General features: G+C 61.6%; 18 protein-coding genes. 8 read left to right on the top strand and 10 right to left on the bottom strand.

Going from position 1 to position 26,161, the window contains the following annotated elements:
• On the bottom strand, positions 1–1,896 hold the full coding sequence (locus AC3E6W_RS05290; protein ID WP_490652511.1) for an ABC transporter transmembrane domain-containing protein: 1,896 nt from the start codon (positions 1,894–1,896) through the stop codon (positions 1–3).
• Positions 1,897–2,294: 398 nt separating this feature from the next.
• Here AC3E6W_RS05290 and AC3E6W_RS05285 point away from each other — a divergent pair, with 398 nt between their 5' ends.
• Together AC3E6W_RS05285 and AC3E6W_RS05280 are read left to right on the top strand one after the other, a co-directional pair.
• Positions 2,295–4,895, top strand: a complete 2,601-nt coding sequence (locus AC3E6W_RS05285; protein WP_490652510.1) for a DEAD/DEAH box helicase — start codon at positions 2,295–2,297, stop codon at positions 4,893–4,895.
• A 75-nt stretch (positions 4,896–4,970) separates the two neighbouring features.
• Positions 4,971–6,404 carry an alpha/beta fold hydrolase gene (locus AC3E6W_RS05280; protein ID WP_239665913.1) on the top strand — a complete coding sequence of 478 codons (1,434 nt, stop codon included), beginning with the start codon at positions 4,971–4,973 and terminating at the stop codon, positions 6,402–6,404.
• 132 nt (positions 6,405–6,536) lie between these two features.
• On the opposite strand, the gene AC3E6W_RS05275 is transcribed toward AC3E6W_RS05280, so the two are convergent.
• Positions 6,537–7,739, bottom strand: coding sequence for a TerC family protein (locus AC3E6W_RS05275; RefSeq protein WP_294646769.1), 1,203 nt, complete (start codon positions 7,737–7,739; stop codon positions 6,537–6,539).
• Positions 7,740–8,093: 354 nt separating this feature from the next.
• Positions 8,094–8,696, bottom strand: a complete 603-nt coding sequence (locus tag AC3E6W_RS05270; RefSeq protein ID WP_490652509.1) for an NAD(P)-dependent oxidoreductase — start codon at positions 8,694–8,696, stop codon at positions 8,094–8,096.
• A 320-nt stretch (positions 8,697–9,016) separates the two neighbouring features.
• On the opposite strand from AC3E6W_RS05270, the gene AC3E6W_RS05265 reads away from it, so the two are divergent.
• Entirely contained in the window at positions 9,017–9,349 is a 333-nt protein-coding gene (locus tag AC3E6W_RS05265; RefSeq protein ID WP_490652555.1) for a winged helix-turn-helix transcriptional regulator, read from the top strand.
• Between the two features lie 193 nt (positions 9,350–9,542).
• Here the strand turns inward: AC3E6W_RS05265 and AC3E6W_RS05260 are convergent, their stop codons facing one another.
• The 4 genes from AC3E6W_RS05260 to AC3E6W_RS05245 all read right to left on the bottom strand — a co-directional run bounded on the left by AC3E6W_RS05260 (position 9,543) and on the right by AC3E6W_RS05245 (position 14,939).
• Positions 9,543–10,322, bottom strand: a complete 780-nt coding sequence (locus AC3E6W_RS05260; RefSeq protein ID WP_490652508.1) for an ornithinee aminotransferase — start codon at positions 10,320–10,322, stop codon at positions 9,543–9,545.
• Positions 10,323–10,487: 165 nt separating this feature from the next.
• Positions 10,488–12,656: an excinuclease ABC subunit UvrB gene (uvrB, locus tag AC3E6W_RS05255; protein ID WP_490652507.1), complete on the bottom strand. Its 2,169-nt coding sequence runs from the start codon at positions 12,654–12,656 to the stop codon at positions 10,488–10,490.
• A gap of 148 nt (positions 12,657–12,804) precedes the next feature.
• A complete protein-coding gene (locus AC3E6W_RS05250; RefSeq protein WP_490652506.1) occupies positions 12,805–14,058 on the bottom strand; it encodes a 2-oxoglutarate dehydrogenase in 1,254 nt (417 codons plus the stop codon).
• A 194-nt stretch (positions 14,059–14,252) separates the two neighbouring features.
• Entirely contained in the window at positions 14,253–14,939 is a 687-nt protein-coding gene (locus AC3E6W_RS05245) for an IMPACT family protein (RefSeq protein ID WP_490652505.1), read from the bottom strand.
• A gap of 58 nt (positions 14,940–14,997) precedes the next feature.
• Between AC3E6W_RS05245 and coaE the strand changes: the two genes are divergently transcribed.
• Positions 14,998–15,633, top strand: coding sequence for a dephospho-CoA kinase (gene coaE / locus AC3E6W_RS05240; protein WP_490652504.1), 636 nt, complete (start codon positions 14,998–15,000; stop codon positions 15,631–15,633).
• Positions 15,634–15,868: 235 nt separating this feature from the next.
• On the opposite strand, the gene rpsA is transcribed toward coaE, so the two are convergent.
• Both rpsA and polA read right to left on the bottom strand, forming a co-directional pair.
• A complete protein-coding gene (gene rpsA / locus AC3E6W_RS05235) occupies positions 15,869–17,323 on the bottom strand; it encodes a 30S ribosomal protein S1 (RefSeq protein WP_049334100.1) in 1,455 nt (484 codons plus the stop codon).
• Between the two features lie 721 nt (positions 17,324–18,044).
• The gene (gene polA, locus AC3E6W_RS05230) at positions 18,045–21,053 is read right to left on the bottom strand and encodes a DNA polymerase I (RefSeq protein WP_490652503.1); all 3,009 of its coding nucleotides are present in this window, start codon (positions 21,051–21,053) and stop codon (positions 18,045–18,047) included.
• Between the two features lie 442 nt (positions 21,054–21,495).
• Between polA and AC3E6W_RS05225 the strand changes: the two genes are divergently transcribed.
• The 3 genes from AC3E6W_RS05225 (at position 21,496) to AC3E6W_RS05215 (ending at position 23,716) form a co-directional block, all read left to right on the top strand.
• Entirely contained in the window at positions 21,496–22,773 is a 1,278-nt protein-coding gene (locus AC3E6W_RS05225; protein WP_490652502.1) for a dicarboxylate/amino acid:cation symporter, read from the top strand.
• A 134-nt stretch (positions 22,774–22,907) separates the two neighbouring features.
• Positions 22,908–23,414 carry a PaaI family thioesterase gene (locus AC3E6W_RS05220; RefSeq protein WP_294618488.1) on the top strand — a complete coding sequence of 169 codons (507 nt, stop codon included), beginning with the start codon at positions 22,908–22,910 and terminating at the stop codon, positions 23,412–23,414.
• 53 nt (positions 23,415–23,467) lie between these two features.
• Entirely contained in the window at positions 23,468–23,716 is a 249-nt protein-coding gene (locus AC3E6W_RS05215) for a hypothetical protein (protein ID WP_049334096.1), read from the top strand.
• A 297-nt stretch (positions 23,717–24,013) separates the two neighbouring features.
• Here AC3E6W_RS05215 and AC3E6W_RS05210 read toward each other — a convergent pair whose 3' ends face one another.
• Positions 24,014–24,628: an ANTAR domain-containing response regulator gene (locus tag AC3E6W_RS05210; protein ID WP_049334095.1), complete on the bottom strand. Its 615-nt coding sequence runs from the start codon at positions 24,626–24,628 to the stop codon at positions 24,014–24,016.
• A 487-nt stretch (positions 24,629–25,115) separates the two neighbouring features.
• Here AC3E6W_RS05210 and AC3E6W_RS05205 point away from each other — a divergent pair, with 487 nt between their 5' ends.
• Positions 25,116–26,021: a PIN-like domain-containing protein gene (locus tag AC3E6W_RS05205; protein ID WP_049342753.1), complete on the top strand. Its 906-nt coding sequence runs from the start codon at positions 25,116–25,118 to the stop codon at positions 26,019–26,021.
• Positions 26,022–26,161 lie beyond the last annotated feature (140 nt).

Genomic DNA, 26,161 nt, shown 5'->3' with positions numbered 1-26,161 from the left:
CTAGTTCACCTCCTGATTCTGAGTGGTTTCGGTCTGAGCAGTTTCAGACTGAGCGGTTTCCGGGTAGCCGTCGCGTTCCATGCGGCGGGTCGTCTCCGCGGTCGTGGAGACAACGTAGACCTGCTCCAAATCCTGTAGCAGGCCGGGGTAGCCGACGGGCAGGCGGTCGCTACCGACCTGGGTTTCCATCGCATCGTAGATGTAGCGCTGGCTGGGTTCGTCCACGGAGTTCAGCGGCTCGGTCAGGATGAGCACCTGCGCGTCCTGTGCGAGTGCGCGGGCGAGTGCCAGACGCTGACGCTGACCACCGGAGAGGTTCGCGCCTTCACTGGTGATGCGGGCGGCAAAGTAGTCTTCGGGGTTGCGTCCGCCCAGTCGGTAGGCGATTTCGCGGGAGTCGGTAATCTTCAGCAGCTCCTGGTCCTTTGCCTGTGCCAGCTCCTCGTCGGGGTTCGGCACGGTACCCAGGCGCAGGTGCTCCTGCAGGGTTCCCGCGAAAATCATGGGATTCGGTTCGCTCAGCAACACGCGGCGGCCGGTTGCGTCCTTGAGGTCCTCTCCCCCGCGGCGCAGGGTGCGGGCGAGCGCCTCGGCGTAGTCTTGCGCGGTGAGGTTGTAGTCGCGCGGGTTGACGTACACGATGCGCGGGTTGCTAGCACCGGTGGGGGCGACGGGTACGGGCACCTCGAAGGTGCTCGCCTCGACTGTTTGTTCGGCGCGTGCCAGCTGCGCCATTTCTTCGTCGGTGCGCGGGCTCTTCAGCACGCCCTGGCGTACGCCCGCGTGGCCTTCGAGCCGGGCGACCTTGGCGAGCGCAATCTTGGCGTAGCGCCATTCCGTCAGAAAGTTCTGGGTAATCCAGATGGGGCCACCCATCATCGCAATAATGGAGGCGACGGTCACCAGGGACGCGGCGGGCGTGTCGGAGACCCAGCGGCCGTTTTCGACGTGGCCGGTGAGGGCGAATCCGATGCCGAGCAGGGTCACGGCACCGCCGAGCAGCGCGCGGATGAGGAACATCCAGCGGTGCGTCTTTTCATAGCGCATGTAGCTGTCGAAGACTTCGTCAGTGCCGCGGTGGTAGCGCTCACGCATCTGTTCTTCGGCACCGAGGCCGGCGATGGTGCGCAGGCCGGTGGCTATGTCGGAGGCGCGTGAGGAGGCTTCGCCATCCTTCTCACGGTATTCGCCAATCTTGGATTCGAGGAAGGACGAGTACCAGGCAATCACGCCGACCACGATGAGCGTACCGATGAGGGTGACAATCGCGGTGACGGGGTTGATGAGCCAGAGCTGCACGGCACCGAGGGTCGCGATGATCATGGCGTTAACGAATAGCGGCAGTGAGAAGTAGACGGCCGTGATGCGGCGTACGTCTTTGTTCATGACCGTGACTGCTTCACCCGCATCAACGGTTGTGCGGGTGCGTCCCATGAGTCGGTTGATATAGATGCGCCAGTCGCGGCCGAGTTCTGCGCTGAGGGTCATGGAGGTACCCCAGCCGAAGAACTCGTTAATCACGATGAAGGTGATGGATGCGACGACCACCCAGAACATGGGCCAGGCGTCGGGGGCTTTGCCAGCGATGTGCTGGTTGATGAATTGACCCACCATGACGGGGATCAGGATTGCGCCGATGCCTGCGGTGGTTTCACCCACGATGGGGATTGCCCAGCGGTGCCAGGGGTATTTATGTCCGGGCGCGGTGACTCGCAGGGCGAGGCGCTTCTTGAGGGCTTCCTCTTCAGCCTTGCGCAGTTCGCTGCCGGTTATTCCCTGTGCAGATTTTTTCTGAGCGGCTTTTTCCTGCGTGGTTTTGTTATGCATGGATTCTTCATGCGTGGCTTCTTCACGCGCAGCGTTTTCTTGTGCCTTGTCAGCGTTGTATTCAGTCATTCAACGTTTCTCCTTTCTCTTACCCTATTCCTTTATCAATGTGGCACGCAACACTAAGAGTGTATTAGGTGGAGCGTGTCGTTATTTTATGCAACGTATTTTGGGGCGTGCATCAACCGCACAGTATGAGCCGGCATCAATCGGCGGACTTGAACCTAGGCGGTAATTTATACGGCATGGAGCCCTACGGTGTGGGGCTCTGCAGTGTGGAGCCTGTACCTTCGACCTTCTGAGCGCAGGGTTATGCATCGCTGCACCTAAAGCGCTTTGTTCTACCCTACCTGAACTTTAGGTTTTCTTCCTGCGTTAGAGCACGCAACTTCGCGCCCATGCCGAGTTGTTCCCTCGTAACGATAACGCCCCCGCGCCCGCCCTATTCCCGATAGACTGGAATTCTCATGAGTATTTTGAATTTTCTTTCTCCCTCGCTGGGTGAGAACCCCGGCGACTACAATCGACGCGATTTTCATGGCAATCCCCTCACCGCCGAAGAAATCTATGAATCCTTCACCGAGTGGATTTCGACCCGCGGCATGACCCTGTACCCCGCCCAGGACGAGGCTGTTCTGAGCATTGCCGCCGGGCATAACGTGGTGCTGGCAACCCCGACCGGTTCGGGTAAGTCCACTGTGGCTGTTGCCGCGCATTTTACGGGCCTGGCGACCGGTCAGCGATCCTACTACACCGCCCCCATTAAGGCGCTGGTGTCTGAGAAGTTCTTTGACCTGATCAATATTTTTGGTGCCGAAAACGTGGGCATGATTACCGGCGACTCCGCCATTAATACGGAGGCACCCATTATCTGCTGCACCGCGGAGATTCTCGCCAATATCGCCCTGCGCGAGGGTAAGGATGCGGACCTCTGCCAGGTCATTATGGACGAGTTCCATTTCTACTCTGACCCGCAACGCGGCTGGGCGTGGCAGCTTCCCCTGCTGGAGCTTCCGCAGGCGCAGTTCCTGCTGATGAGCGCGACCCTGGGCGATACGACTCGCTTCCAGGAGGAAATGACGGCGCTGACCGGTCGTGAGAGCGACCTGGTGGCTCATTCCGAGCGCCCCATTCCGCTGCACTTCTACTACTCCACCACCCCGGTTCAGGAGACCGTGCAGGAGCTCGTGCAGACCAAGCAGACCCCGGTCTACATTGTGCACTTCTCGCAGAAGGCGGCGCTGGAGCAGGCGAACGCCCTGCTCTCGGTGGCTATCGCTTCGAAGGAAGAGAAGGAACGCATCTCCGAGCTCATCGCGAAATTCCGCTTCGGTCCGGGCTTTGGTAAGGCGCTGAATAAGCTGGTGCGTGCCGGTATCGGTATTCACCACGCGGGCATGCTGCCCAAGTACCGCCGCCTGGTAGAGCAGCTGGCTCAGGAGGGTCTGCTCAAGGTGATTTGCGGTACCGACACCCTGGGTGTGGGTATTAACGTGCCGATTCGTACCGTGCTGATTACGGCGCTGTCGAAGTTTGACGGTGCCCGTAGCCGCCGTCTGCGTGCCCGCGAGTTCCACCAGATCGCTGGACGCGCGGGCCGCGCCGGTTTTGATACCGCCGGCACCGTGGTGGTTCAGGCACCCGAGCACGATATTGAGAACGCGCGCCTACTGGCGAAGGCGCAGGCGAAGTTCGGTGACGACACCAAGCGCATTAACCAGTCACTGTCCTCCAAGCGCAAGAAGGCCCCGGAAGGCTTCGTTGGCTGGTCCGAGAAGACCTTCGACCAGCTGGTAGAGGCAGCCCCGGAGCCGCTGACCTCCTCCTTCGACATCACCCACTCGATGCTGCTGAACCTGATGCACCGCCCGGAGAACCCGGTCATCGCCGCGTACCGCATCATTCAGAACAACCACGAGAGCCCGGCGCGCCGCCGCGAGCTGTTGCGCAAGGCGATTGGTATCTACAAGGAGCTGCTGACCGGCGGCGTGATTGAGCGAACCAACACCCCGGACGAGCACGGCTCCTACCTGCGCCTAACCGAGGACCTGCAGGATAACTTTGCCCTCAACCAGCCGCTGTCCGCTTTTGCGGTCGCCGCGCTGGAGCTGCTCGACCCCGAATCGCCCAGCTACGCGCTGGACGCGCTCTCCCTCATCGAGGCAACCCTGGATTCGCCGAACCAGGTGCTGTACGCGCAGGAGCGCAAGGCGAAGAACGAGCTCTCGGCGCAGTTGAAGGCGGACGGTGTGGACTACACCGAACGCATGAACGAGCTGGACAAGGTCACCTACCCGCAGCCCCTGGCGGAGCTCATCGATCAGGCGTACACGACCTACAAGCAGTCCGCACCGTGGGTGGCTCGTTTTGAGCCGCGCCCCAAGTCGATCGTGCGTGACATGTACGAACGCGCAATGGGCTTCAACGACTTCGTGCAGTACTACTCGCTCGAACGCGCCGAGGGCGTGCTCCTGCGCTACCTCTCTGACGCGTACAAGGCGCTGCGCCACACCATCCCCGATTCTGCCGTGACCGACGAGCTCGACGACATCATCGAGTGGCTCGGCGAGCTGGTACGCCAGACCGACTCCTCCCTGGTGGACGAATGGGAGAAGCTGGCTGCCGGCGAAGACACCGCGACCATTGCCGCCGAGCACGCCTCCATCGAGGAGGAAGAGCCTCCCGCCGTGACGAAGAACCTGCGCGCCTTCCGCGTGATGGTACGCAACGCCCTCTTCCGCCGCGTGGAACTCTTCGCCGACGAGCGTGACCGCGCCCTGGGCGCCCTGGACGAATGGTGCGGCTGGGATGCCGACCGCTGGGCGGACGCCATGGACGACTACTTCGACGTCTACGACGACATCTACACGGACGCCGATGCGCGCTCGCCTCGCCTGGTCAGCATGGACGAGGATACCGCGGCTCACCCCGGCGTGTGGAAGGTTCAGCAGAGCTTTGCCGACCCCGAAGATAACTTTGACTTCGGTATTCGCGCAGAGGTAGACCTGGCCGCTTCCGATGAGGCGGGCTACCCGGTGCTCAAGATCCTGAGCGTTGGCGAGTTCTAGGGGCCCCTCCGGATCTCCCCTCAAGTGGGCTAGAATACAGAGTATCTATCTATTTATTTGAAAGAAGGTTCACCGTTGACCGTTTCTTCGCTTCCCAAGGTTGAGTACCGCAAGGGTTCGGTCGTCAAGCACGACGGCTACGAGATTACCGACCACTGGTTCCAGGTTCCCCTGACCCACGGTCTGATTTTCTCCAAGGGCAAGGATGCCGCTCTCTCCTCCCGTTTCGCGGACCAGACCATCACCGTGTTCGCCCGCGAGGTAGTGAACACCAGCGAGACCCTGACCGTCCCGGCTGATAAGCGCCCCTACATCGTGTACCTGCAGGGCGGCCCCGGCTTCGGTTCCCCGAAGACCGGCTCCATCGGCGGCTGGATTGCCGAGCTGGCTAAGACCCACCGCGTGATTCTGCTGGATCAGCGCGGTACCGGCCTCTCCTCTCCCCTGTCTGCTCGCACCATCACCGCAGTGGGCGACCCGCAGGTTCAGGCTGAGTACGCCGAGCTGTTCCGCGCCGATTCCATCATCGCCGACGCGGAGGCTATCCGCGAGGTGCTGCTGGCTGACCGTGCCGATAAGCGCTGGTCCACCATCGGTCAGTCCTTCGGTGGTTTCCTGACCCTCTCGTACCTGTCCTTCGCTCCGCAGTCCCTGCGCGATTCGCGCATCACCGCGGGCCTGGCGCCGATTCGTACCTCGGTGGACAACGTCTACCAGCACACCTTCGACCGCATGAAGGAACGTGTTGAGGAGTACTACAGCTGGTTCCCCGAGGACGCCGAGCTGGCGACCCGCATTGCTGAGCACCTGCGCACCCACAAGGAGTACCTGCCCACCGGTGAGCGTCTGACCGATCACCGCTTCCAGATGGCCGGTCATTTCCTGGGTGGCCGCTGGCGCGAGCGCGGTCTGCACTACTTCCTCGAGAACGCATTCGCCGAGGGTAACGATCACCTCTCCGATCAGTTCCTGACCGCTATGGGTGCTGAGGTGACCTTCCAGGCGAACCCGCTGTACGCCCTGATGCACGAGACCATTTACGCTGACGGCCCCTCCGACGGCGTTCTGCCCGGCATCCCCGGCTACACCATCTCTCCCTCGCCCGCTCCGACCAACTGGTCTGCTGCTCGCGTGGCGGCTTCCCGTCCCGAGTTCGCACCGGATGCGGACCGTCTGCTCTTCACCGGCGAGCACATCTTCCCCTGGTACTACGAGGAGGATCCCTCGCTGCGTCCGCTGGCCGAGGTTGCTAACCTGCTGGCTGAGAAGAAGGACTGGGGTCGCCTGTACGACCACGAGCAGCTGCACAAGAACGAGGTTCCCGTTGTGGCCGCAGCCTACAACCCGGACGTGTACGTGGACTTCGAGCACTCCATGGAGACCGCCCGCTGGGTGGGTAACACCCACGTGTGGACTTCGAAGACCCACCACCACGACGGCTTCGGTTCCGACTCGCTGACCATTCTGGGCCACCTGAAGAACATGCTGGCTGAGGTTCACAACCAGTAATTCTTCGCTGAATATATCTTTGATATAGCTAAAGCCCCTCACCCCGGTTGATCCGGTGTGAGGGGCTTTAGCGTGGGCGCTTGGCCCGAGCCGCGAGCGTCCCGGCGGCTCAGGCGTTACGGCCGCCCGACGCTACTTCGAGGAGGCGTGCGCATCCTGGGCGGTGCGGGCACGCAGCACCAGGGCGTGGTACTCGTCTTCCTTCTCGATGAGCTCGTCACGCAGCTTCTGCGGGATAGCCTTGAGCTTCTCGGTTTCTTTCTGCCAGCGGGCGGTGATGTCCGCACGCTCGGCGGCGGGTGCATCCTCGGGCAGGGCCAGGTACTTCTCGGAGAGCGCCTGCACGCGCTGAATGGTCTGCAGCGCGCGGCCCTTGGGACTGAGCAGCGAAACCAGCACGGTGATGACCAGAACGCCCACAATCACCAACAGAGACATCTCGGTGGTAATCTCAACCACGTGCACGGACTCGCCGTGGTTGATGAACGGCAGGTTGTTCTCGTGCATCGCGTGCAGGATGAGCTTCACGCCGATGAACGCGAGGATGGCTGCCAGGCCGTAGGAGAGGTAGACGAGGCGGTCCAGCAGGCCGTCAATCAGGAAGTACAGCTGGCGCAGGCCCATGAGGGAGAACGCGGTCGCAGTGAACACGATGTAGACGGACTGGGTGAGGCCGAAGATCGCGGGAATCGAGTCGAGCGCGAAGAGCAGGTCGGAGCCCGCGATTGCGACCATGACGAGCATCATGGGGGTCATGACGCGCTTGCCGTTTTCGATGGTGAAGAGCTTGTCGCCGTCGAAGTGGTCGCTGGTCTTCAGGTACTTCTTGGCGAGGCGGACCATGATGTTGTCGGCCTCGTCGTCGCCGTCGCCCTCGGTGAGTTCGTCCTTGAGCAGGTTACCCGCGGTCATGAGCAGAACCAGGCCGAAGATGTAGAACACCCAGGCGAAGGAGTTAATGATTGCCGCGCCGGCGAAGATGAAGGTGCCGCGCGCCAGGATGGCGAAGACGATACCGAAGAGCAGGACCTTCTGCTGATTCTCACGGGCGACGCGGAAGGTGCCCATAATGATCATGAAGACGAAGAGGTTATCGACCGAGAGCGCCTCTTCGGTGATGTAGCCCGCGTAGAATTCGGTGGCGGCGGAGGGGCCGTTCGTCACGAAGATATACAGACCGAACAACACGGCGATGCCGATGTAGATACTCGACCAAATGGCCGCTTCCTTGACGGTGGGTTCGTGCGCCTTACGGACGTGAACGAAGAAATCAAAGGCCAGCAGGCCAGCGATGATGAGAATAGTAACCAACCATTGCAACCCGGTAACTTCCATGGGGAGCCTTTCTTGTGGTGTGCGTACAGGACCACAAGTCTCTCCCGCCGACCTGAATGGAGGTCGGCTCGACTCCCCGGTTAGGCGCCTTCGGCTAACGTGCTGACGACGAGTCGATTGGTGGGATACTCCCTTGCTCGGTGAACGATTATACAGCAGGTTGAGGTTTTCGCACAGGAGCCCCTCCCGGAGGATTTTTCAAGAGCGAAGCACGCCGAAACGCCGCATCCGGCGGGGTTATCCCATCGGATGCGACGTTTCTGCGTGATGAATACGCGCTTGCCAGTTAGTGCTGTCTAGCTGGCACCGCTATGAGTTGGCGCTGTCTAGTTAGCACTGTCTAGTTAGCGCTGTCTAGTTGGCAACGGTGAAGCGGTGGCCCGCGTGCTTGGGCTCTTCCGCCTCATCGATCAGGGCGACCGCGAAGTCCTCGGCGCTAATGGAAGCACCTGCAGGGGTGTCCAGTGCGGTGTTGTACTTGCCGGTGCGCTCACCCGGTGCGATTTCGAACGCCGGGGAGAGCATGGTCCAGTTCAGACCCTCGGATGCGCGGTACTCGTCAAGAATCTGGGCGAATGCCTTCGCCTCGGGCTTGTAATCTTCCGGGAAGCCTTCGCCATCAACGAAGCGGTTGCCGTTGCCGTCCTCGAGGGAGCCGGCGCCGCCAACGACCAGCAGGCGACCGGTGGGTGCCGCCGCGATCAGTGCGCGGTGCGCGTCGATGACCGGCTGTGCGGAGGTGCCGCGACCTGCAGAGACGGCGACGATGGTGACGTCGTGGGTGTTGACGATGTCGACCAGTGCCGCGGTGTCTGCGAGGTCGATGCTGTGGGCGGCGGTGCCTTCGGGTGCCTTGCCGGAGCGGGTGTAGGCGTCAACCCGATGGCCGCGAGAGATTGCTTCTGCTGCGGTGCGTGCGCCGACCATGCCGGTTGCGCCGATGATTGCGATGTTCATGAGGGGTTCCTTTCGGGTACGTTTTCTATAGTTTTTCTTGCCGTGTTCCGCGTGATGGTTTTATAGTATCTATTAGATACCGAGTACCTCAAGGTAACTATTGAGGATGTACCGAAAATATTTAAAATATTTTTCGCACCCATCACCACCCCCATAAAACAGCCTCTCAGCAGATTGAAAAGACCGCAGCTATGACCACCACGCTCACCTCCCCCACACGCGAAACCACAGACGCACGAGAAACCATAGAAGCCGCCCGCACCCCGCAGGACGACCTGCCCGCGAATATTCTCGCCAGCGCCTGCCCCTCCCGCACCGTGATGCGCCACCTCACCGACCGGTGGACCCCGCTCATCGTTGCGGCGCTCTCCGAGCAGCCCGTCGCCCGCTTCGGTGAGCTCAAGGCAATGATTCAGGGCGTCTCCCCCAAGGTCCTGACCCAGACCCTGCGCTCCATGGAACGCGATGGCCTGGTGGAACGCCGGGTCACCGCGTCCATTCCGCCGCGCGTGGACTACGAACTGACCGCGCTCGGTACGACCCTCATTGAGCCGATGACCGCCCTGCGCCACTGGGCGCAGGACAATATGCAGGCGGTACTCGAAGCCCGCGAGCGCTACGACGCCGCCGAGCTAGAGAACGGCGAAGCATAAAAGGCACAGCGTAAAAAAGACACAGTGTAGAACGTGGCATAGTAGACCAGCACGCACAGATCGACACCGCGCAGACCAGCACGCGCAGCAAGCCCACATAGAAGTAGCCCTCCCCGTGAACTATTACTACGGGGAGGGCTACCTTTATATTTCATTCAGTTAGGAGACCATATTGAAGTTAGGAGTGTTGAACTTAGGAGACCATGTTGAAGGTCGGCGGGGTGAAAGCAATCGCGTTCACCTGCTTGTTCGTATCCACCTTGCCGTTCTCCTGAATCGTCGGGACGGTAATAACCACCTCGAACTGGTACATGCCTTCCATGAGCGTATTGCCACGCAACGCAAAACGCGCGGAGATGCCGGTCGCCTTATCATTCACGCTCGACGCGAAGGGAATGACCTGACCCTGAACAGTCTGGGTCTTGCCGTTGCGGGTCATGACGGTTGCCTTGCCGGTCGGGTCAGTGGTGAAGATCTGGCGGTCAATGATTTCGCCCTCGGGCGAGAAGAAGTAAATGTCCATGGACGGGTGCAGGTGCGTGGTGCCGGTCGTCGCCTCCAGGGCGGAGACGTTGTAGGTCATCACAAACTCACCGCAGTTCAGGTTGAGGTCGCCCTCGGGGCCGTGAGTCGCCTCGTACACGGACATGAGGCGAATCGTTGCGGGGTTCGGTGAGGTTGCACTCTCCATGGACCACCACGCCTGACCGGTCTCCGGCGCAGTCACGGGCTTATTCTTGGTGCGCGACTGCAGGGCGCCACTGGCGGGGTTGGTAATCATCCAGCCGCCAACCTGGGTGAAGTCCGGGCCGTGAACCGTCTTGCAATCATCAGCCGAAGCAGCGAATGCCGGCACCGTCGTGGAGGCGGCAATAGCGGGCGCAGCCCAAAGCGCGCCGCGGGTGAGGTTGCGGCGGGTAACGGAACGAGCTCCCGTGGTGTGTGCATCTGAAGAGCTATTAGAAATAGTCACAGATTTTTCTTTATCGTTCGGAAGCATCAAGGTGTTATTTGACACGTAAAACACCTTGATAGTGTACAGCATGTATCTGCACTCAGTAGAACTTCATGAACAATGAGTTACCTCATGGCGAAAAACTCACGTCGACCCCTAAACGCCGGGCTTAGAACACCGGGTTTAGGCGTGACCCGCCTCCTTCATCAGGCGCAGCTCCTTCTTCAGGTCGGCCAGCTCGTCGCGCAGACGCGCCGCCAACTCAAATTGCAGGTTCTCCGCGGCCAGGCGCATCTGCTCGTTCATTTCCTCGATCAAATCCAGCAGGTCCTCGGCGGGTGCCGCCGCCAGGCCGTCGGCACGAACGCGCGCCTCCGCACGGGCGAGAAGCTCCTCCGACTCCGGGGTGCTCGTGGCAATCTTCGACGAGGTCGCAGAACCGGTCTTCGCACCCGCGCTCACCGTGCGGGCACCCTTCTTACCGCTCTTACGCTGCTGCAGAAGCTCGCGGGTATCCTCTTCCTCGCGGGCGAGAACATCCGTAATATCTGCAATCTTCTTACGCAGCGGCTGCGGGTCAATGCCGTGCTCACGGTTGTACGCCTGCTGAATCTCGCGGCGGCGGTTCGTCTCATCAATCGCCACGCGCATAGAATCCGTAATCTTATCGGCGTACATGTGCACTTGACCGGACACGTTACGCGCCGCACGACCAATCGTCTGAATCAACGAAGTGGTCGAACGCAGGAAGCCTTCCTTATCGGCATCCAGAATTGCGACCAGGGACACCTCGGGCAGATCCAGGCCCTCACGCAGCAGGTTAATACCAACCAGCACATCAAAGGTACCCAGGCGCAGCTCACGCAGAAGCTCCACGCGGCGCAGGGTATCCACGTCAGAGTGCAGGTACTGCACCTTCACGCCGTGCTGTAGCAGGTACTCGGTCAGATCCTCCGCCATGCGCTTGGTGAGGGTCGTGACCAGCACACGCTCGTCACGCTCAACGCGCACGCGAATCTCCTCAAGCAAATCATCAATCTGCCCCTTGGTCGGCTTGACCACAATCTCCGGGTCAATCAGGCCGGTCGGGCGAATAATCTGCTCCACATAACCATCAGCCTGCGACAGCTCATATTTACCGGGGGTCGCCGAAAGGTAAATCGTCTGACCGATACGCTCCAGGAACTCCTCCCACTTCAGCGGGCGGTTATCCATCGCCGACGGCAGACGGAAACCGTGCTCAACCAGGGTGCGCTTACGGGACATATCGCCCTCGTACATGGCGCCAATCTGCGGGACCGTCACGTGCGACTCGTCAATAATCAGCAAGAAATCATCCGGGAAATAATCCAGCAGACAGTTCGGTGCGCTGCCGGGGGCACGACCGTCAATATGGCGCGAGTAGTTCTCAATGCCATTGCAGAAGCCCATCTGCTCCATCATTTCCAGGTCGTAGGTGGTGCGCATACGCAGACGTTGCGCCTCCAGCAGCTTGCCCTGGGATTCGAGAGTCTGCAGGCGCTCACGCAGCTCATCCTCAATGGAGGTAATAGCCTTCGCCATGCGCTCCGGGCCGGCAACGTAGTGGCTTGCGGGGAAGACATACATTTCTTCTTCCTCGCGAATCACCTCGCCGGTCAGCGGGTGCAGGGTGTAAATCGCCTCAATCTCATCACCGAAGAACTCGATGCGAATCGCGTTCTCCTCGTACATGGGGATGATTTCAACGGTATCGCCGCGCACACGGAACGTGCCGCGGTGAAAGTCCATGTCGTTACGCGCGTACTGCATCGCCACGAACCGGCGTAGCAGCTCGTCGCGGTCAATCTCCTCACCGCGACGCAGAGTCACCATCTGCTTAATGTACTCCTCGGGCGTGCCCAGACCGTAAATGCAGGACACGGTCGCAACCACCACCACGTCGCGGCGGGTCAGCAGGGAGTTCGTCGCCGAGTGGCGCAGACGCTCCACCTCCTCGTTAATAGAGGAGTCCTTCTCGATGAAGGTATCGGTCTGCGGCACGTACGCCTCAGGCTGGTAGTAGTCGTAGTACGAGACAAAATACTCCACCGCATTATTCGGCAGCAGCTCGCGCAGCTCATTCGCCAGCTGCGCCGCCAGAGTCTTATTCTGCACGAGCACCAGAGTCGGACGCTGCACCGCCTCAATCAGCCAGGCTGCGGTCGCGGACTTACCGGTACCGGTAGCGCCCATCAGCACAATATCCTTCTCGCCGTTCTGCACGCGCTCGGTGAGCTCGGCGATGGCCTTGGGCTGGTCGCCCGCGGGCTGGAAGGGGCTGACCACCTCAAAGGGGGCGACAATGCGGTTAATCTCGGGTGCGTAACTCATGTATCCATCCTAGGGGAAAGCCGCCCAATGCGCCCCCGGAATGGTCGCCCTTTTCTGCTGGCGCAATATAATCACGCGCAATGTACTCGCCACGATACCCTCTACCCACAGGTGGCTATGCGCCTGCGGGCACCTCGCAGGTAAGGATTTAGCGCACCTCCACGGTGGCTCCGGCGAGGCTCATCAGCGCCCGGTTCGTCAGCGGCAGGTAGCCGTTCAGGGTGCTCAGGATCAGCTGCATTGTGCGCTCTTCGTCTTCCACGCTCAGGCCCGCGGGAATACCCACCCCCGGGGTGTTAATGCGGTGCTTGTACAGGTCGATCACCGCGCATACGGTGCGGCCGGGGGCGCGCAAGACCGGAAGCATGCCGCTGTGGGTGAGGGTCCGCAGGCCTCCGGCGGAGGTCACCTCTGCCGTGCGTACATCGGGCAGGACGAAGCGTCCACCCACGAAGGGGCTCAGGGAGGCCACGCCCGAAGGCTCAGGAACATCCAGCGAGGTTGGGAGGGGTTCTCCCGTTTTCGCGGTCACGGCCACGTAGCGCACCTGCCGGTCCATGGCGTTCAGGTAGTCCAGCTCGGCAAACTCCTCGATACGGTAGTTCTCGGTGACCCCGGAGGCATCCACGGTGCGGCTGGTCAGCTCCTCGTCGTAGAAGCTGGCCACGCACACCTGCGGGGCGCCTCGCTCCACGCGGGCACGGCATCGGTAGTCGTCGTCGAGGAGCCAGAGGGACAGCTCGTAGCCGTCAGGGATATCGCGCACGCCGGAAGCGAGCAAAACATCGCTGCCGTCTAGGGAGAAAGGCTCCCACCCGATCGGTTCAAAGGCGTTGAGGGCACCGTTCAGGGCGGGGTTGCAGGAGCCGAGGCTTGAGGATTGTTCGGCGGGGGCAAACGCCTCGGTGGAGGGCATGGAGACGGTCAGGCCGCGCAGACGGCCGGCCATGCAGAGTTCGATGGCCATAAGCAGGTGCCCGGCCCCCTCACGGTTGAGCGCCGGAGCCTGGATGAGGTGCAGCACCCGCGAGTTGTCGAGGCTGAGCTTCTCCCCCACCCCGCGGGCGGCGTTTGAGTAGCGGTTGTGCAGGCGCACGAGCTCGTCGAGAGGCAGCGTTCGGCCCACGGAGGCGAAGGCCTCGGCGATGGCCGCCACGTACTGGGGGAAGAGGCGGCTGAGCCGGCCTAGCTGGCGGGCGAACTCGCCGGGGCGGCGGGTGAGCACGCCCAGGAGGGTGCCGAGGTTCTGCTGACGGTAGGCGTCGAGGAGCTGCGCGACGGTTGCCGGCTCAAGCTGGGCGGCAGCTCCCGCGCTCCCCTGCCGAGGGGTGAGGGTTGCCGCCCCTCCCATTGCGTTAGCGGGTTCCTCTACTCCATTGGGGATGATGCCCTGCTGCGCCACACTATCACGACCTCAGATATTGGATGAGTTTTCAGCACTCCCTCTACCCTATCAACAACGACGGGCAATTACCAGGGTTAGAGTAACTATTAACTAAGGTTTGGCTATCTTTTGGGTTTGGGGGGCTTTACACGGGCGCTCTAGTCCGGAAATCTAGGAGGAAATCTAAGCCCGGGAATCTAGGGGCCGGCAACCTAGACCGGCAAATCCACCCACTGCGTGTCCCCCCAGGTCACGCTCGCCGCACCGGAACTCAAGCTCACCACCAGCTCCTCCGCACGCGACAGCTCCTCAGCGCGGTCAAACACGCCCACCGAGATGACCGCGCCCTCCGCACCGTACTCGGTACCCAACACGTTCAGGCCCGCGGCGCGCATCTCGTTCTCCAGGCGGCCCGCCTCCGCGTGCGAGCTAGGAACCTCACCCACGCGCAGACGCTCACGCGAGTCGAACTGCGCCGAGTCCAGGGTCTGCACCACCGAATCAGTGTAGGCACGCACCAGGCCACCGGCACCGAGCTTAATGCCGCCGAAGTAGCGCACGACCACGGCCACCACGTCGGAGAGGTCGGTCGTGCCGTCCTCGCGGGTCTGGCGCGCCAGCAGCGCCTGCATCATGGGCACACCGGCGGTACCGGCGGGCTCGCCGTCATCCGAGGAACGCTGCACGTCGCGGTCGGCACCAATCACGAACGCCGAGCACACGTGGCGGGCGTCGTGGTAGGTCTTGCGCACCGATTCGATGTAGGCGCGCGCCTCCTCAACGGTGCTCACGCGCTTGATGTGGCCAATAAATTCGCTACGCTTAATCTCGAGGAGGCTCTCATAGGGCTCATCGCCGCGCGGCACAAGGTAGCGGTTGGCGCGGGTTTCTTCCTGCATGTGTCCTCCTCTAATCGGTACCTATCTATTGTGGCACAGCCCGTCAGGAGCACCGTCTATGTCTCAGCCTTCTTCCCCCGCCTCTACTCGCCTGCGCCGTTACGCCCTGACCGGCGGCATCGGCAGCGGCAAGAGCACGGTCGCCGCCCTCTTCGTTGAGCAGGGCGCGTTCCTCATCGACGCGGACGCCATCTCCCGCTCCCTCATGGAGCCCGGCGAGGCGGTGCTCGCCCGCACGGTCGCGGAGTTCGGCGAGCACCTGCTCGATGAGGACGGCCGCCTCAACCGCCCCGCCCTGGCGCGCATCGTATTCCATGATGAGCAGGCGCGCCTGCGTCTGAACGCGATTGTGCATCCCGCTATTCGTGAGCGTGCCGTGCAGCTGGTGGAGCAGGCGCAGTCCGAACCCGGGTTCAGCGGCATTATTCTGGAGGACATTCCGCTACTCGTGGAGAGCGGCGACCCGTCCGCCTTTGAGGGCGTGGTCGTGGTGCGCACTCCCCTGGCAACTCGCCTGCAGCGCCTCGTATCGTCGCGCGGCATGAGCGAGGAGGATGCGCGCGCCCGCATCACCGCGCAGGCAACCGACGAGCAGCGCGAGGCGGTCGCAACCTGGATTATTGATAATGGCGGCTCGCTGGAGGAAACCGCCGAGCAGGTGCGCGCCGTCTGGGAGCAGATGACCGCCGCCTAACGACTGCCCAACGACTCATCCCCCAACACCAGCCTCGGGCCCACACCCCAAACCGCGGCGCACCCTTCCAAGACTTCCCCAACCCGCGGCGCCCCCCAGCAAACAGGGCACCGGGAACGCAAAGAACCCCCTCACCTCCCAAACGGGAGATGAGGGGGTTCCCCTGCTCTAGGCACCCCACGTGGGGGTTACCTATCGGCTATTACGCCTGATGAGTGCTCATCTGAGCGGCAGATTAGTTGCCGGTCAGCTTCTTGCGGAGCTCAGCCAGTGCCTCATCCGATGCGAGGGTACCTGCGGAAGCGGGCTCCTCGGAGGAGTAGGAGGTCGGTGCGGGCTCAGCTGCTGCGGGAGCTGCTGCTGCAGCTTCTGCGTCAGCCTCGAGAGCCTTAGCAACCTGAACCTTGTGAGCCTCGAAGCGAGCCTGTGCCTCTGCGTACTGTGCTTCCCAAGCCTCGCGCTGTGCGTCGAAGCCTTCCAGCCACTCGTTAGCCTCGGGGTCGAAGCCCTCGGGGTACTTGTAGTTGCCGGCCTCGTCGTACTCTGCGGCCATGCCGTACAGAGCGGGGTCAAACTCGGTAGCGTTGGGGTCAACGCCCTCGTTTGCCTGCTTGAGGGACAGGGAGATGCGGCGGCGGTCCATGTCGATGTCGATGATCTTAACGAAGACCTCTTCACCAACGGAGACGACCTGCTCAGCCAGGTCAACGTGGCGGGTTGCCAGCTCGGAGATGTGGACGAGGCCCTCGATGCCGTCCTCAACGCGCACGAATGCACCGAAGGGAACGAGCTTGGTGACCTTGCCGGGAACAATCTGGCCCAGAGCGTGGGTGCGAGCAAATGCCTGCCACGGATCTTCCTGGGTTGCCTTGAGCGACAGGGAGACGCGCTCGCGATCCAGGTCCACCTCGAGAACCTCGACGGTGACGGGCTGGCCAACCTCGACAACCTCGGAGGGGTGGTCGATGTGCTTCCAGGACAGCTCGGAAACGTGAACCAGACCGTCCACGCCACCCAGGTCCACGAATGCACCGAAGTTGACGATGGAGGAGACAACGCCCTCGCGGACCTGACCCTTCTCCAGCTCGTTGAGGAAGGAGGAGCGGACTGCGGACTGGGTCTCTTCCAGGTATGCGCGGCGAGACAGAACAACGTTGTTGCGGTTCTTGTCCAGCTCGATGATCTTAGCTTCGAGCTGCTGGCCGATGTAGGGAGCGAGGTCGCGGACACGGCGCATCTCGACGAGGGATGCGGGCAGGAAGCCGCGCAGACCGATGTCGAGGATGAGGCCGCCCTTGACAACCTCGATAACGGTGCCGGTGACGACGCCGTCGTTTTCCTTGATCTTCTCGATGTCGCCCCATGCACGCTCGTACTGTGCGCGCTTCTTGGAGAGGATCAGGCGACCTTCCTTGTCCTCCTTGGTGAGGACGAGTGCCTCAACCTCGGAGCCGAGCTCGACGACCTCGGAGGGGTCGATATCGTGCTTGATGGACAGCTCGCGGGAGGGGATGACGCCTTCGGTCTTGTAACCGATGTCGAGCAGAACCTCATCGTGGTCGATCTTGACGACCTGGCCGGAGACGAGATCGCCGTCGTTGAAGACCTTAATGGTCTTGTCGACAGCCTCGAGGAATGCCTGCTCGTCGCCGATGTCGTTGATTGCGACCTGAGGGATGTTGGTGCTCATGTAGTGAGGGCTCCAATTGGATTTCTAATAGGTCGACGCTGCCGGTTCGCCGTTCGACTCCCCCGTGCGGAGGCGCCGGCCGGCTCACTTTTTCACCCCGGTACGCACGGCATAGGGCCGCGAACACCATGATTGGGGTGAGGAAACGTCGAGCTGACGGATACTTACAATGTGTACCGCCGCCGAGACGAAGACGCTTCAGCGGGTGTACGGAAGATATAACTCGTTTTTCCGGAAGGTTATTCCCGCAAAACGGGTGCAAAAACCCGTACTTTGGTACACGCGATTAACAGTGTACGGGAATCCCGGGCGTGTCGTCAATGGGTGCGCGCCCGGAATTCCCGTACTTATTTGCGGTTTTGTGTGGTTGTGAGGTTGCGGGGCTGTGCTCGTCCTCGTTCCTACAGGGGCACCCGCCCTCGCTTCGCTTCGGGCACCCTGATGTCACTACGGACGACACCGCCCCTCCTCATGCTCGCACCAGGCTAGAACGCGGGGTAGCTATACCCTCCGGAAGCGACATCAGGGTACCCTCTCGGGTGCTCTCCGCAGCGAAGCAAGGAGAGAGCGGAGCGCCCGAGAGGGTGGGTTCCCCTGCAGGAGCGAAGGAAGGGTATAGCGTACCCACCCACCCCCTACCTGTAGGAACGAGGACGATAACCACCTTTCCGCGCGGAGCCAAGCGACCCAGCTTTTCCAAGCGGAAACTGAGGAGTTGAGCCTAGTGGCCCGCCTCCTGCCAGGACTTACCCCAGCCGACCTGCACATCCAGCGGAACACGCAGGGAGGCGGCACCGCTCATCTCCTCAACGAGCACGCGTTCGGCGGCTTCACGCTCACCGGTGGCGACTTCGAGGATGATTTCGTCGTGCACCTGCAGCAGCATGCGGGTCTTCAAACCCTCCTCGCGCAGGCGGCGGTGAATGTTGATCATGGCGATCTTGATGATGTCCGCGGCGGTGCCCTGAATCGGGGCGTTGAGGGCGGCACGCTCGGCGGCTTCGCGGCGTACGCGGTTGGGCGAGTCCAGGTCGGGCAGCACGCGGCGGCGGCCGAAAATGGTTTCGGTGTAGCCGTCCTGGTGTGCCTGCTTGAGCACGCCGCGCAGGAAGCGACCCACGCGTCCGAAGCGCTTGAAGTAGTTAGTGCGCAGTTCGCCCGCCTCGTCGGAGCTGATATTCAGCTGCTTGGCGAGTCCGAAGCGGGACAGGCCGTACGCCAGGCCGTAGGACATGGCCTTGACCTTGGAGCGCTGCTCGGGGGTGACGTCCTCGGGGGCGACACCGAAGACCTCGGAACCGACGTAGCGGTGCAGGTCCTCCCCCGCCTCGTAGGCGGCGATGAGCTTCTCGTCGGCGGCCAGGTGCACCATGATGCGCATTTCGATCTGCGAGTAGTCGGCGGTGAGCAGACCCTCGTACTCCACGCCGTCGATGGGCTCGGGAGCCACGATGAAGGCACCGCGGATGCGGCGGCCCTCCTCGGTGCGAATCGGGATGTTCTGCAGGTTCGGCGCGGTCGAGGAGAGTCGGCCGGTGGATGCGGCGCCCTGCTGGAAGGTGGTGTGCACGCGTCCGTCCTCGGTGGCGGCCTTCTGCAGGCCCTCGACGGTCTGGGCGAGCTTGATGTTGTCGCGGTAGGCAATGAGCGCACCAAGGAAGGCTGCGCCGTCGGATTCGGGTGAGATCTTGGAGAGCAGCTCGGTGATGGATTCGGCGTCGGTCGAGTAGCCGGACTTAATCTTGCGGGTGTGCGGCAGGCCGAGGGTCTCGAAGAGCACGGTCTGCAGCTGCTTGACGGAGGCGAGGTTCAGCGGCTCCTCACCGTCCTCGGTGGCGACCTCCCCACCGATGATGGCTCGGGCGGATTCCTGCGCCTGGTTGGCACGTGCCGAGAAGGTTTCGTGCAGCTCGGTCAGGAGCGCATCGGAGACGGCGATGCCGGCCTGCTCCATGTCTGCGAGCACGTACAGTAGCGGCAGCTCGATGTCTTCGTAGACCTTCAGCTGGCCGTGCTCTTCCATCTCGTAGTGCAGCAGGCGCGCAAGCTCGTGGATGATGCGGCTAATCTGAGTGAAGTAGCGCAGGTTCTCGACCGGTTCGGTTTCGCCGGGCAGGCTGAACAGGGAGGGTTCTTCGCGTGTCTCGGGCTGGAAGACCAGCTGCGCGTAGGGGTCTTTGGGGATCCACAGGTATCGTTCGGCGAGGTCTTCCATGCGTTCGGAGAAGAGCTTGCGGGTTGCGGTGGGGATGAAGCCGCACATGTAGGAGGACAGGGCGGGGTCCTCGACGGCGCCGGCCAGTTCGTAGCCGTAGGAGCGAAGAAGCTTGCGCTGAATCTTCAGGTCCATGACGATTTTGCGGGCGGCGGGGTCGGAGAGCCACGCGGCGAGGGCGGTATCAAGCTCCGGGTCGATGCTGCGGGTATCGACCCACAGGCTGGCTCTCTTGCTGGTCAGGAGCACTCCGAGCAGTTCGGGGTTCTCCTCGGCGGCGCGAATCTTCGTCTTGGTGACCTTGACGGCGGGTTCGTCACCCACTGCGGGGCGCGCCACGGGCAGGTTCATGACCGGGTAGAGGGTCACGGCACCTTCGAGTCGTTCGGGCACGGGGATGGGCTCGCCTTCGGGGGTTTCGCCGTAGTTCTCTTCGGCCGCGGCGGCGCAGAAGGCGCGGAAGGCGGCCGCATCCGTGGCCTCCTGCGGGGCCTCTACGGGGATGGGTGCGTAGACCGGTCCGGCGGGGACCTTCTTGGCAGGGCCCTCCTCCCCCGCTTCTGCGGCGGAGCTGGTAGCGCCTGCGGAACCGGCGGCGCGCACGATGGGGCCGAGGGTGTCGGCGGCGCGTTTGCGGATGGTGCGGAACTCCACCTCGTCGAAGAAGGCGTTCAGAGCGTCCAGGTCGGGGGTGAAGGCAGTGTCTTCGAGGGTGACGTTCAGGTCGAGGTCGTTGACGAGCTGGTTGAGGCGACGGTTGCGCACCACGTTATCCACGTTCTCACGCAGCGCCTCGCCTTTCTTACCGCCAATCTTGTCGCGGTTGTCGAGCACGCCCTGCAGGGATCCGTACTCGCCGAGCCACTTGGCGGCGAAACCGGGACCCACACCGGGTACGCCGGGCAGGTTGTCCGCCTGTTCGCCGGTGAGGGCGGCGAGGTCGGGGTACATGTGCGGGGGTACTTTGGTTTTCTTTTCGACGGCGGCGGGGTCCATGCGCTGAATACCCTTGGAGGGGCCAGTGGTGACCGGGTAGAGCAGGGTAACGTCGTCGGTGACGAGCTGGAAGATGTCGCGGTCGCCGGAGAGGATGAGGACCTTGTAGCCGGCTTCGGTGCCGCGGCGGGTGAGGGTTGCGACGATGTCGTCGGCTTCGTAGTTTTCGTAGGTGAGCGCGGGGATGTTGAGCGCGCCGAGCATCTTTTTGATGAGGTCGATCTGGCCGTTGAAGGCTTCGGGGATGGCGTTGCGGCCGCCCTTGTATTCGCCGTATTCGGCGGTGCGGAAGGTGCCGCCGGGCAGGTCGAAGGCTACGGCGATGTGGCTGGGCTGGTTGTCTTTGATGATGCTCAGCAGGGTGGAGAGGAAGGCGTGGACGGCCTCGGTGTGCTGGCCGTCGCTGCGCACGAAGATGTGCTGTCCGGTCTTTTCGGCCATGGTGTAGATGCCGAAGAAGGAGCGTAGGGCGAGGGAGTGTCCGTCAATGAGCAGGAGGGTTTTGTTCTCTGTAGTCACTCCTCTAGTGTATCGAGTCTGAGTTTTCTTGGTGGTTGGCTTCGTGGCTGCTGGGTTCGGGGGCTAGTTTCGGTGGTTGCGGGTTAGCCCTATGGGGAGGCGCCCGCGCCGTGTTAGGTGTCGGCGCCGTGTTGGGTGTCGGTGCTGTGCCATATAGCGGAATAACGGGGTGTACGGAAAGAGTTTTACCTCATATATAGGTGCCGGTGGGGTGCGTTTGGTGAGTTTTTCTCCCAAAAATTGTGCCCTAAGCCACTATGTGAGGTGGATAATAATACGGTTTCCAGATAATATATAACCTTATTATCGCCTCCAGCGTAGGAACCCCCCACACCCCGTGTATTCATAGGCAGAACTCTACCCAGAATTCACCGGCAGGATTCATCGGACTGTGAGGGCACATCCCGCGCTTAACACACAACGAACCCTCATTTAGGAACCCATGAAGGTACTCAAAAAAATCCCCCTGATCCTGTGGATTGTCATCGCAATTGGCGCGGGTGTGCTCATCGGTCTCTTCACCCCCGGAATGATTAGCGGCATCAATGACGCAACCGGCGCGGCCATCCCCACCGACCTCATTGTGCAGCTCTTCGTCTCCTTCTCCACCGTATTCAGCGCCTTCCTGAGCTTCGCGATTCCGCTGATTATTATCGGCTTCATCGTGCCCGGCATTGGTTCCCTCGCGCAGGGTGCGGGCAAGATGCTCGGCATCACCGTGGGTCTGGCGTACCTCTCCAGCATCCTTGCTGGTTTCCTGGCACTGGCCAGCGCACTGCTGCTCTACCCCATCATCCTGAAGGGCCAGCAGCTCGCCTCCTTCGATAACCCCGAGAATGCACTGTCCAAGGGTTACGTCTCCTTCGAGCTGACCCCGATTATGGGCGTGCTCAGCGCACTAATTCTCTCCTTCATCCTGGGCCTGGGCATTACCGCTTTGAAGACCCGTGCGATGCTGAACCTCTTTGAGGACTTCCAGGTCATCGTTGAGAAGATGCTCAGCTACGTGATTATCCCCCTGCTGCCCGTGCACATTTTGGGTGTGTTCGCAAACATGACCCTCGCCGGTCAGGTGGCAAAGATTCTCACGGTCTTCATCTTTGTCTTCCTCATGATTTTTGCTCTGCACTGGATTACCTTGACCCTGCAGTACTCGGTGGCTGGCGCAGTCTCTCACCGCAACCCCTTCAAGATGCTCAAGACCATGCTGCCCGCATACTTCACCGCAATCGGTACCCAGTCTTCGGCTGCGACCATCCCGGTGACCGTGCGTTCGGCAAAGAAGGCCGGCATCTCCCCCCGCGTGGTGGACTTCGCGATTCCGCTGTGCGCGACCATTCACCTCTCCGGCTCCATGATTACCATTACCTCCTGCTCGGTGGCTGTGCTGTTCATGACCGGTCAGCACCCCGACTTCGGTAGCCTGATCCCCATGATTCTGGTGCTCGGTGTGATGATGGTTGCCGCCCCCGGCGTTCCCGGCGGTGGCGTGATGACCGCAATCGGTCTGCTGCAGTCCATGCTCGGTTTTGACGAATCCATGATTGCCCTGATGATTGCTCTGTACCTGGCTCAGGATTCCTTGGGCACCGCAACCAACGTGACCGGTGACGCGACCATCGCAACCCTGACCGAGCACATTTCTAAGGCAAGCGGCACGAACCCCGATAAGGAAATCCGTGACGAGGACATCGAAAAGGCAGAGGCCATCTCCGCCTAGCCATCCCCCGCTTGCATAACGTTTTCAGCCCCGTCTCCCCCGTTCGGGAGGCGGGGCTGACCCGTACCCGGAAGCTAGCCAAGAAACCGACCATCGCGTCAAAGGCACTCTAACCGCGGAGTACACTGGAAATCATGACTGAAAACAACACGCAGCACGCACCCGTCCGGGCGGCGGCACCCACCACACTCACCCCCGAACAGATCAAAGCACAGCTGATTGAGACCGGCGTTCCCGAGCACCTGCACTCCTATTTCCCCCGCGGCATGGGCGAGCTTATCCCCTCCATGGGCATCAAGTTCAAGGAGCTGACCGCCGAGCGCGCCGTCGCCACCATGCCGGTTGCCGGCAACACCCAGCCTATCGGCCTGCTGCACGGCGGCGCGAACGTTGTGCTCGCCGAGACCCTCGGTTCGCTCGCATCCGGCGTGCACGGAGGCGAAGACCTCGTGGCCGTGGGTGTTGACATCAACGCAACCCACGTGCGTCCGGCGGTATCCGGTGTGGTCACCGCGACCTGCACCGCCGTCAAGCTGGGACGTACGCTGTGCATCCACACCATCGACATTGTGGATGAGCGCGGCCGCACCACCTGCACCGCGCGCATCACGAACATGCTCATTCCCCGCCCCAAGGCCTAAGCTAACAAGGCCTAAGCTAAGGTAGAGGGAACGACCCCGACGAAAGGACGACCATGGCCCGCGAGCGCACCCCCTATTTCAAGCGCTACCCCAAGATTGTGCGCGCCAAGCGCATTATTCTGCCCATCGCCATCGGCGTGATGCTGGTGTGCCTGGTGACCGCGATTAACAACCCGGGATCCTTCTGGTGGCTCGGCGTCATGCTGGGCACCATTGGCATGCTCTGGGCAGGTTCGCCCACCGCGCGTCCGCTCAACGGCCCGCAGGATTCCGACGACGAGCTCAACCGTTACCTGCGCTAATCGCCCGCCGCGACTCATAAGCGCAATCCGTCATAGGCAACGCAAGCGCCCCGTCCCTCAGCTTCTTCGTAAGGGGCGGGGCGCTTGTTAATGCTTTGCGTGTGTGTCGGCAAATCCGAATGTTTGCCTATCTCTTTAGCCTGTCGTGCGTGCACTTTCGAGCTGGTTTCTCGTCGGTTGAGAAGTCTTCAAAAGCACGGTCAAAGGGGTGCTGACACGTATTCGTGCCTGGTTATCTCGCACATCGCGAAAGTCGTACGCCGAATCGCTCTGCGATGAGTTGCGAGATGAGAACCGCTAAGCGGAGAGCTGCTTGATGATGGTGTCAGACACCTCGCGCATGGACAGTCGACGGTCCATGGAGGTCTTCTGAATCCAGCGGAATGCTTCCGGCTCGGTCAGGTTCATCTTGGTGATGAGCAGGGACTTGGCGCGGTCCACCAGCTTGCGGGTCTCGAACTGGTCGCGGATGGTGCCCACTTCCTTCTCGAGCGCACGAATCTGCTCGTAGCGGCTCATGGCCACCTCGATGGCCGGGATCAGGTCGTTGGGGGTGAAGGGCTTGACGACGTATGCCATAGCGCCCGCGTCCACGGCGCGGTCCACGAGTTCCTTCTGACTGAAGGCAGTCAGCAGGACCACGGGGGCGATCTGTTCCTTCGCGATCTCCTCCGCAGCGGTGATGCCGTCCATAATCGGCATCTTGACGTCCATAAGAACCAGGTCGGGGCGGTGCTTCTGTGCGAGCTCGACGGCGGTCTTACCGTTATCGGTCTCGGCGACAACATCGAAACCCTGGTCCTTCAGAATTTCGACAATATCGAGGCGAATCAGTGCCTCGTCTTCTGCCACGACAACGGTGCGAGCCGGAGCCTGCTCCTCCGCCTGGTTCTGAGTGGTCAACTCTGACATTACTCTATCTCCTTTATTAAATTTCAATCACCTCAAGTCTACAGGAGTAGACAAAAGTTCATCTACTACCACCCGGGTTCTGCCGTGTGTCCTGTGGGCGTGACCTGTAGAGATGTAACACAACGTCCACATTTTGCACTGAATTGCATATTTTGTTTTATACTTCCAATAGACCCTCATGGGACGGTCTGTGATATTTCCTCCGATGGCCAGAAGAGCGAGGCCGAAACCTGCGACAGCGACAGGCCTGCACACCTGCTCAAATGCACCCCACGCGGCCCATCTCACAGGTGTTCGCAGTCTTCCCCAGAAGGCCCTGACCTGCGATAACACCCGTCTGCGACAGGTACGCAAGTAATAAACCAAATATTTGTCCAGAAAGTCCCTCACCTGCACCCGGAGGTCGATAAACTGGAATGGATTATTCTCCTCGACTTCTCCGGCACTCGCATTTGACCGACCATACCCGCATACCCGGAGGGGACACATGTCAATCACCCGACAAACGCGAACCCTGTACTCCGACTTCGTTGAGTACAAGGAACTCGATCGCGCCACTCTATCATCGATTCACCCCGGAATCCTCGTCATCTTTGACTCCACCGCACTGGCCAGTCTCTACCAGTACCCCACTCGCACCAGCGACGAAATCATCCGTGCTTTCTCGCAGCTGCGCGGCCACGCATTTCTCCCCCACCAGGCACTCAAGGAATTCTGGGCGGCCCTAGACGGCGCCTCCCCCGTACCGGCCGCCGCCGACCGTGTTCGCTCGGCCCTCGCCTCCTTCAAAGAGACTCTCCCCGAAGAGAAGGGCTCGCCCTGGAGTGCCCTGCGCTCCGTCACCCACCAGCTGGACCACTCCATCGCCCAGATTATGAGGATTCTCGAGCCCACCACCGACACCGGTTCCATCAACGTGGCCCGCCGCGAAGATGACACGATTCTGCCGCGACTGAACCGCCTCTTCACCGGACGCGTGGGCGCGGCCCCCAGCCCGGAACGCTACAATCAGCAGCTCGCAGAGGCCGCGGAACAGGGCCACCCGCTTCTGCCCAGCGCCAATTTTGACGCCGATTTTGCGCTGTGGACCCAGTGCCTCGCCGAGGCTTCAACCCGGGTGAAGGGTACCGACTGCGTTTTCGTGACCGCCGGGGTGCGCGACCTGTGGTTGCGCAATAGCGCTGAGGTGCGCGCCGCGGCTGCCAGCGGCAAACCGATTCGTCAGCTCGCCAACCGCCAGCTGCTGCGCGAGTACGCGCAGACCACCGACGGCGGCGTGTTCCGTATTTACACGGTGGAGGAAATCCTCAAGCTCGCTTCGCGCCAGTACGGTGTGACGGTCAGCGATGCCACCTACCATGCGGTACGCGCCGAAGAACCCGTCGCCGTGTAAAGCCTCGGCATTGAGAATAATCAAACAACGCCACACCCACCACAGATAATCGCAAGAAGCCACATGTGTTCGCAACACATGTGGCTTCTTAGCGTCTGCCGGCTAGACGTTAGGCGTTAGCGGCCGCGACAGGCGGCAGG

It is taken from the genome of Rothia sp. SCPM-O-B-18226 (M350) (assembly GCF_058213595.1).
The sequence above is the reverse complement of the archived record's forward strand: the minus strand, read 5'-3'. Positions and strand labels throughout refer to the sequence as shown.

Bases quoted from the DNA above. Each gene is read 5' to 3' on its own strand.
- AC3E6W_RS05290 (WP_490652511.1), bottom strand. From the start codon at position 1,896: ATGACTGAATACAACGCTGACAAGGCACAAGAAAACGCTGCGCGTGAA.
- AC3E6W_RS05220 (WP_294618488.1), top strand. From the start codon at position 22,908: ATGACTGAAAACAACACGCAGCACGCACCCGTCCGGGCGGCGGCACCC.
- AC3E6W_RS05285 (WP_490652510.1), top strand. From the start codon at position 2,295: ATGAGTATTTTGAATTTTCTTTCTCCCTCGCTGGGTGAGAACCCCGGC.
- uvrB (WP_490652507.1), bottom strand. From the start codon at position 12,656: ATGAGTTACGCACCCGAGATTAACCGCATTGTCGCCCCCTTTGAGGTG.
- AC3E6W_RS05270 (WP_490652509.1), bottom strand. From the start codon at position 8,696: ATGAACATCGCAATCATCGGCGCAACCGGCATGGTCGGCGCACGCACC.
- AC3E6W_RS05205 (WP_049342753.1), top strand. From the start codon at position 25,116: ATGTCAATCACCCGACAAACGCGAACCCTGTACTCCGACTTCGTTGAG.
- rpsA (WP_049334100.1), bottom strand. From the start codon at position 17,323: ATGAGCACCAACATCCCTCAGGTCGCAATCAACGACATCGGCGACGAG.
- AC3E6W_RS05210 (WP_049334095.1), bottom strand. From the start codon at position 24,628: ATGTCAGAGTTGACCACTCAGAACCAGGCGGAGGAGCAGGCTCCGGCT.
- AC3E6W_RS05225 (WP_490652502.1), top strand. From the start codon at position 21,496: ATGAAGGTACTCAAAAAAATCCCCCTGATCCTGTGGATTGTCATCGCA.
- AC3E6W_RS05275 (WP_294646769.1), bottom strand. From the start codon at position 7,739: ATGGAAGTTACCGGGTTGCAATGGTTGGTTACTATTCTCATCATCGCT.
- coaE (WP_490652504.1), top strand. From the start codon at position 14,998: ATGTCTCAGCCTTCTTCCCCCGCCTCTACTCGCCTGCGCCGTTACGCC.
- AC3E6W_RS05215 (WP_049334096.1), top strand. From the start codon at position 23,468: ATGGCCCGCGAGCGCACCCCCTATTTCAAGCGCTACCCCAAGATTGTG.
- AC3E6W_RS05245 (WP_490652505.1), bottom strand. From the start codon at position 14,939: ATGCAGGAAGAAACCCGCGCCAACCGCTACCTTGTGCCGCGCGGCGAT.
- AC3E6W_RS05265 (WP_490652555.1), top strand. From the start codon at position 9,017: ATGCGCCACCTCACCGACCGGTGGACCCCGCTCATCGTTGCGGCGCTC.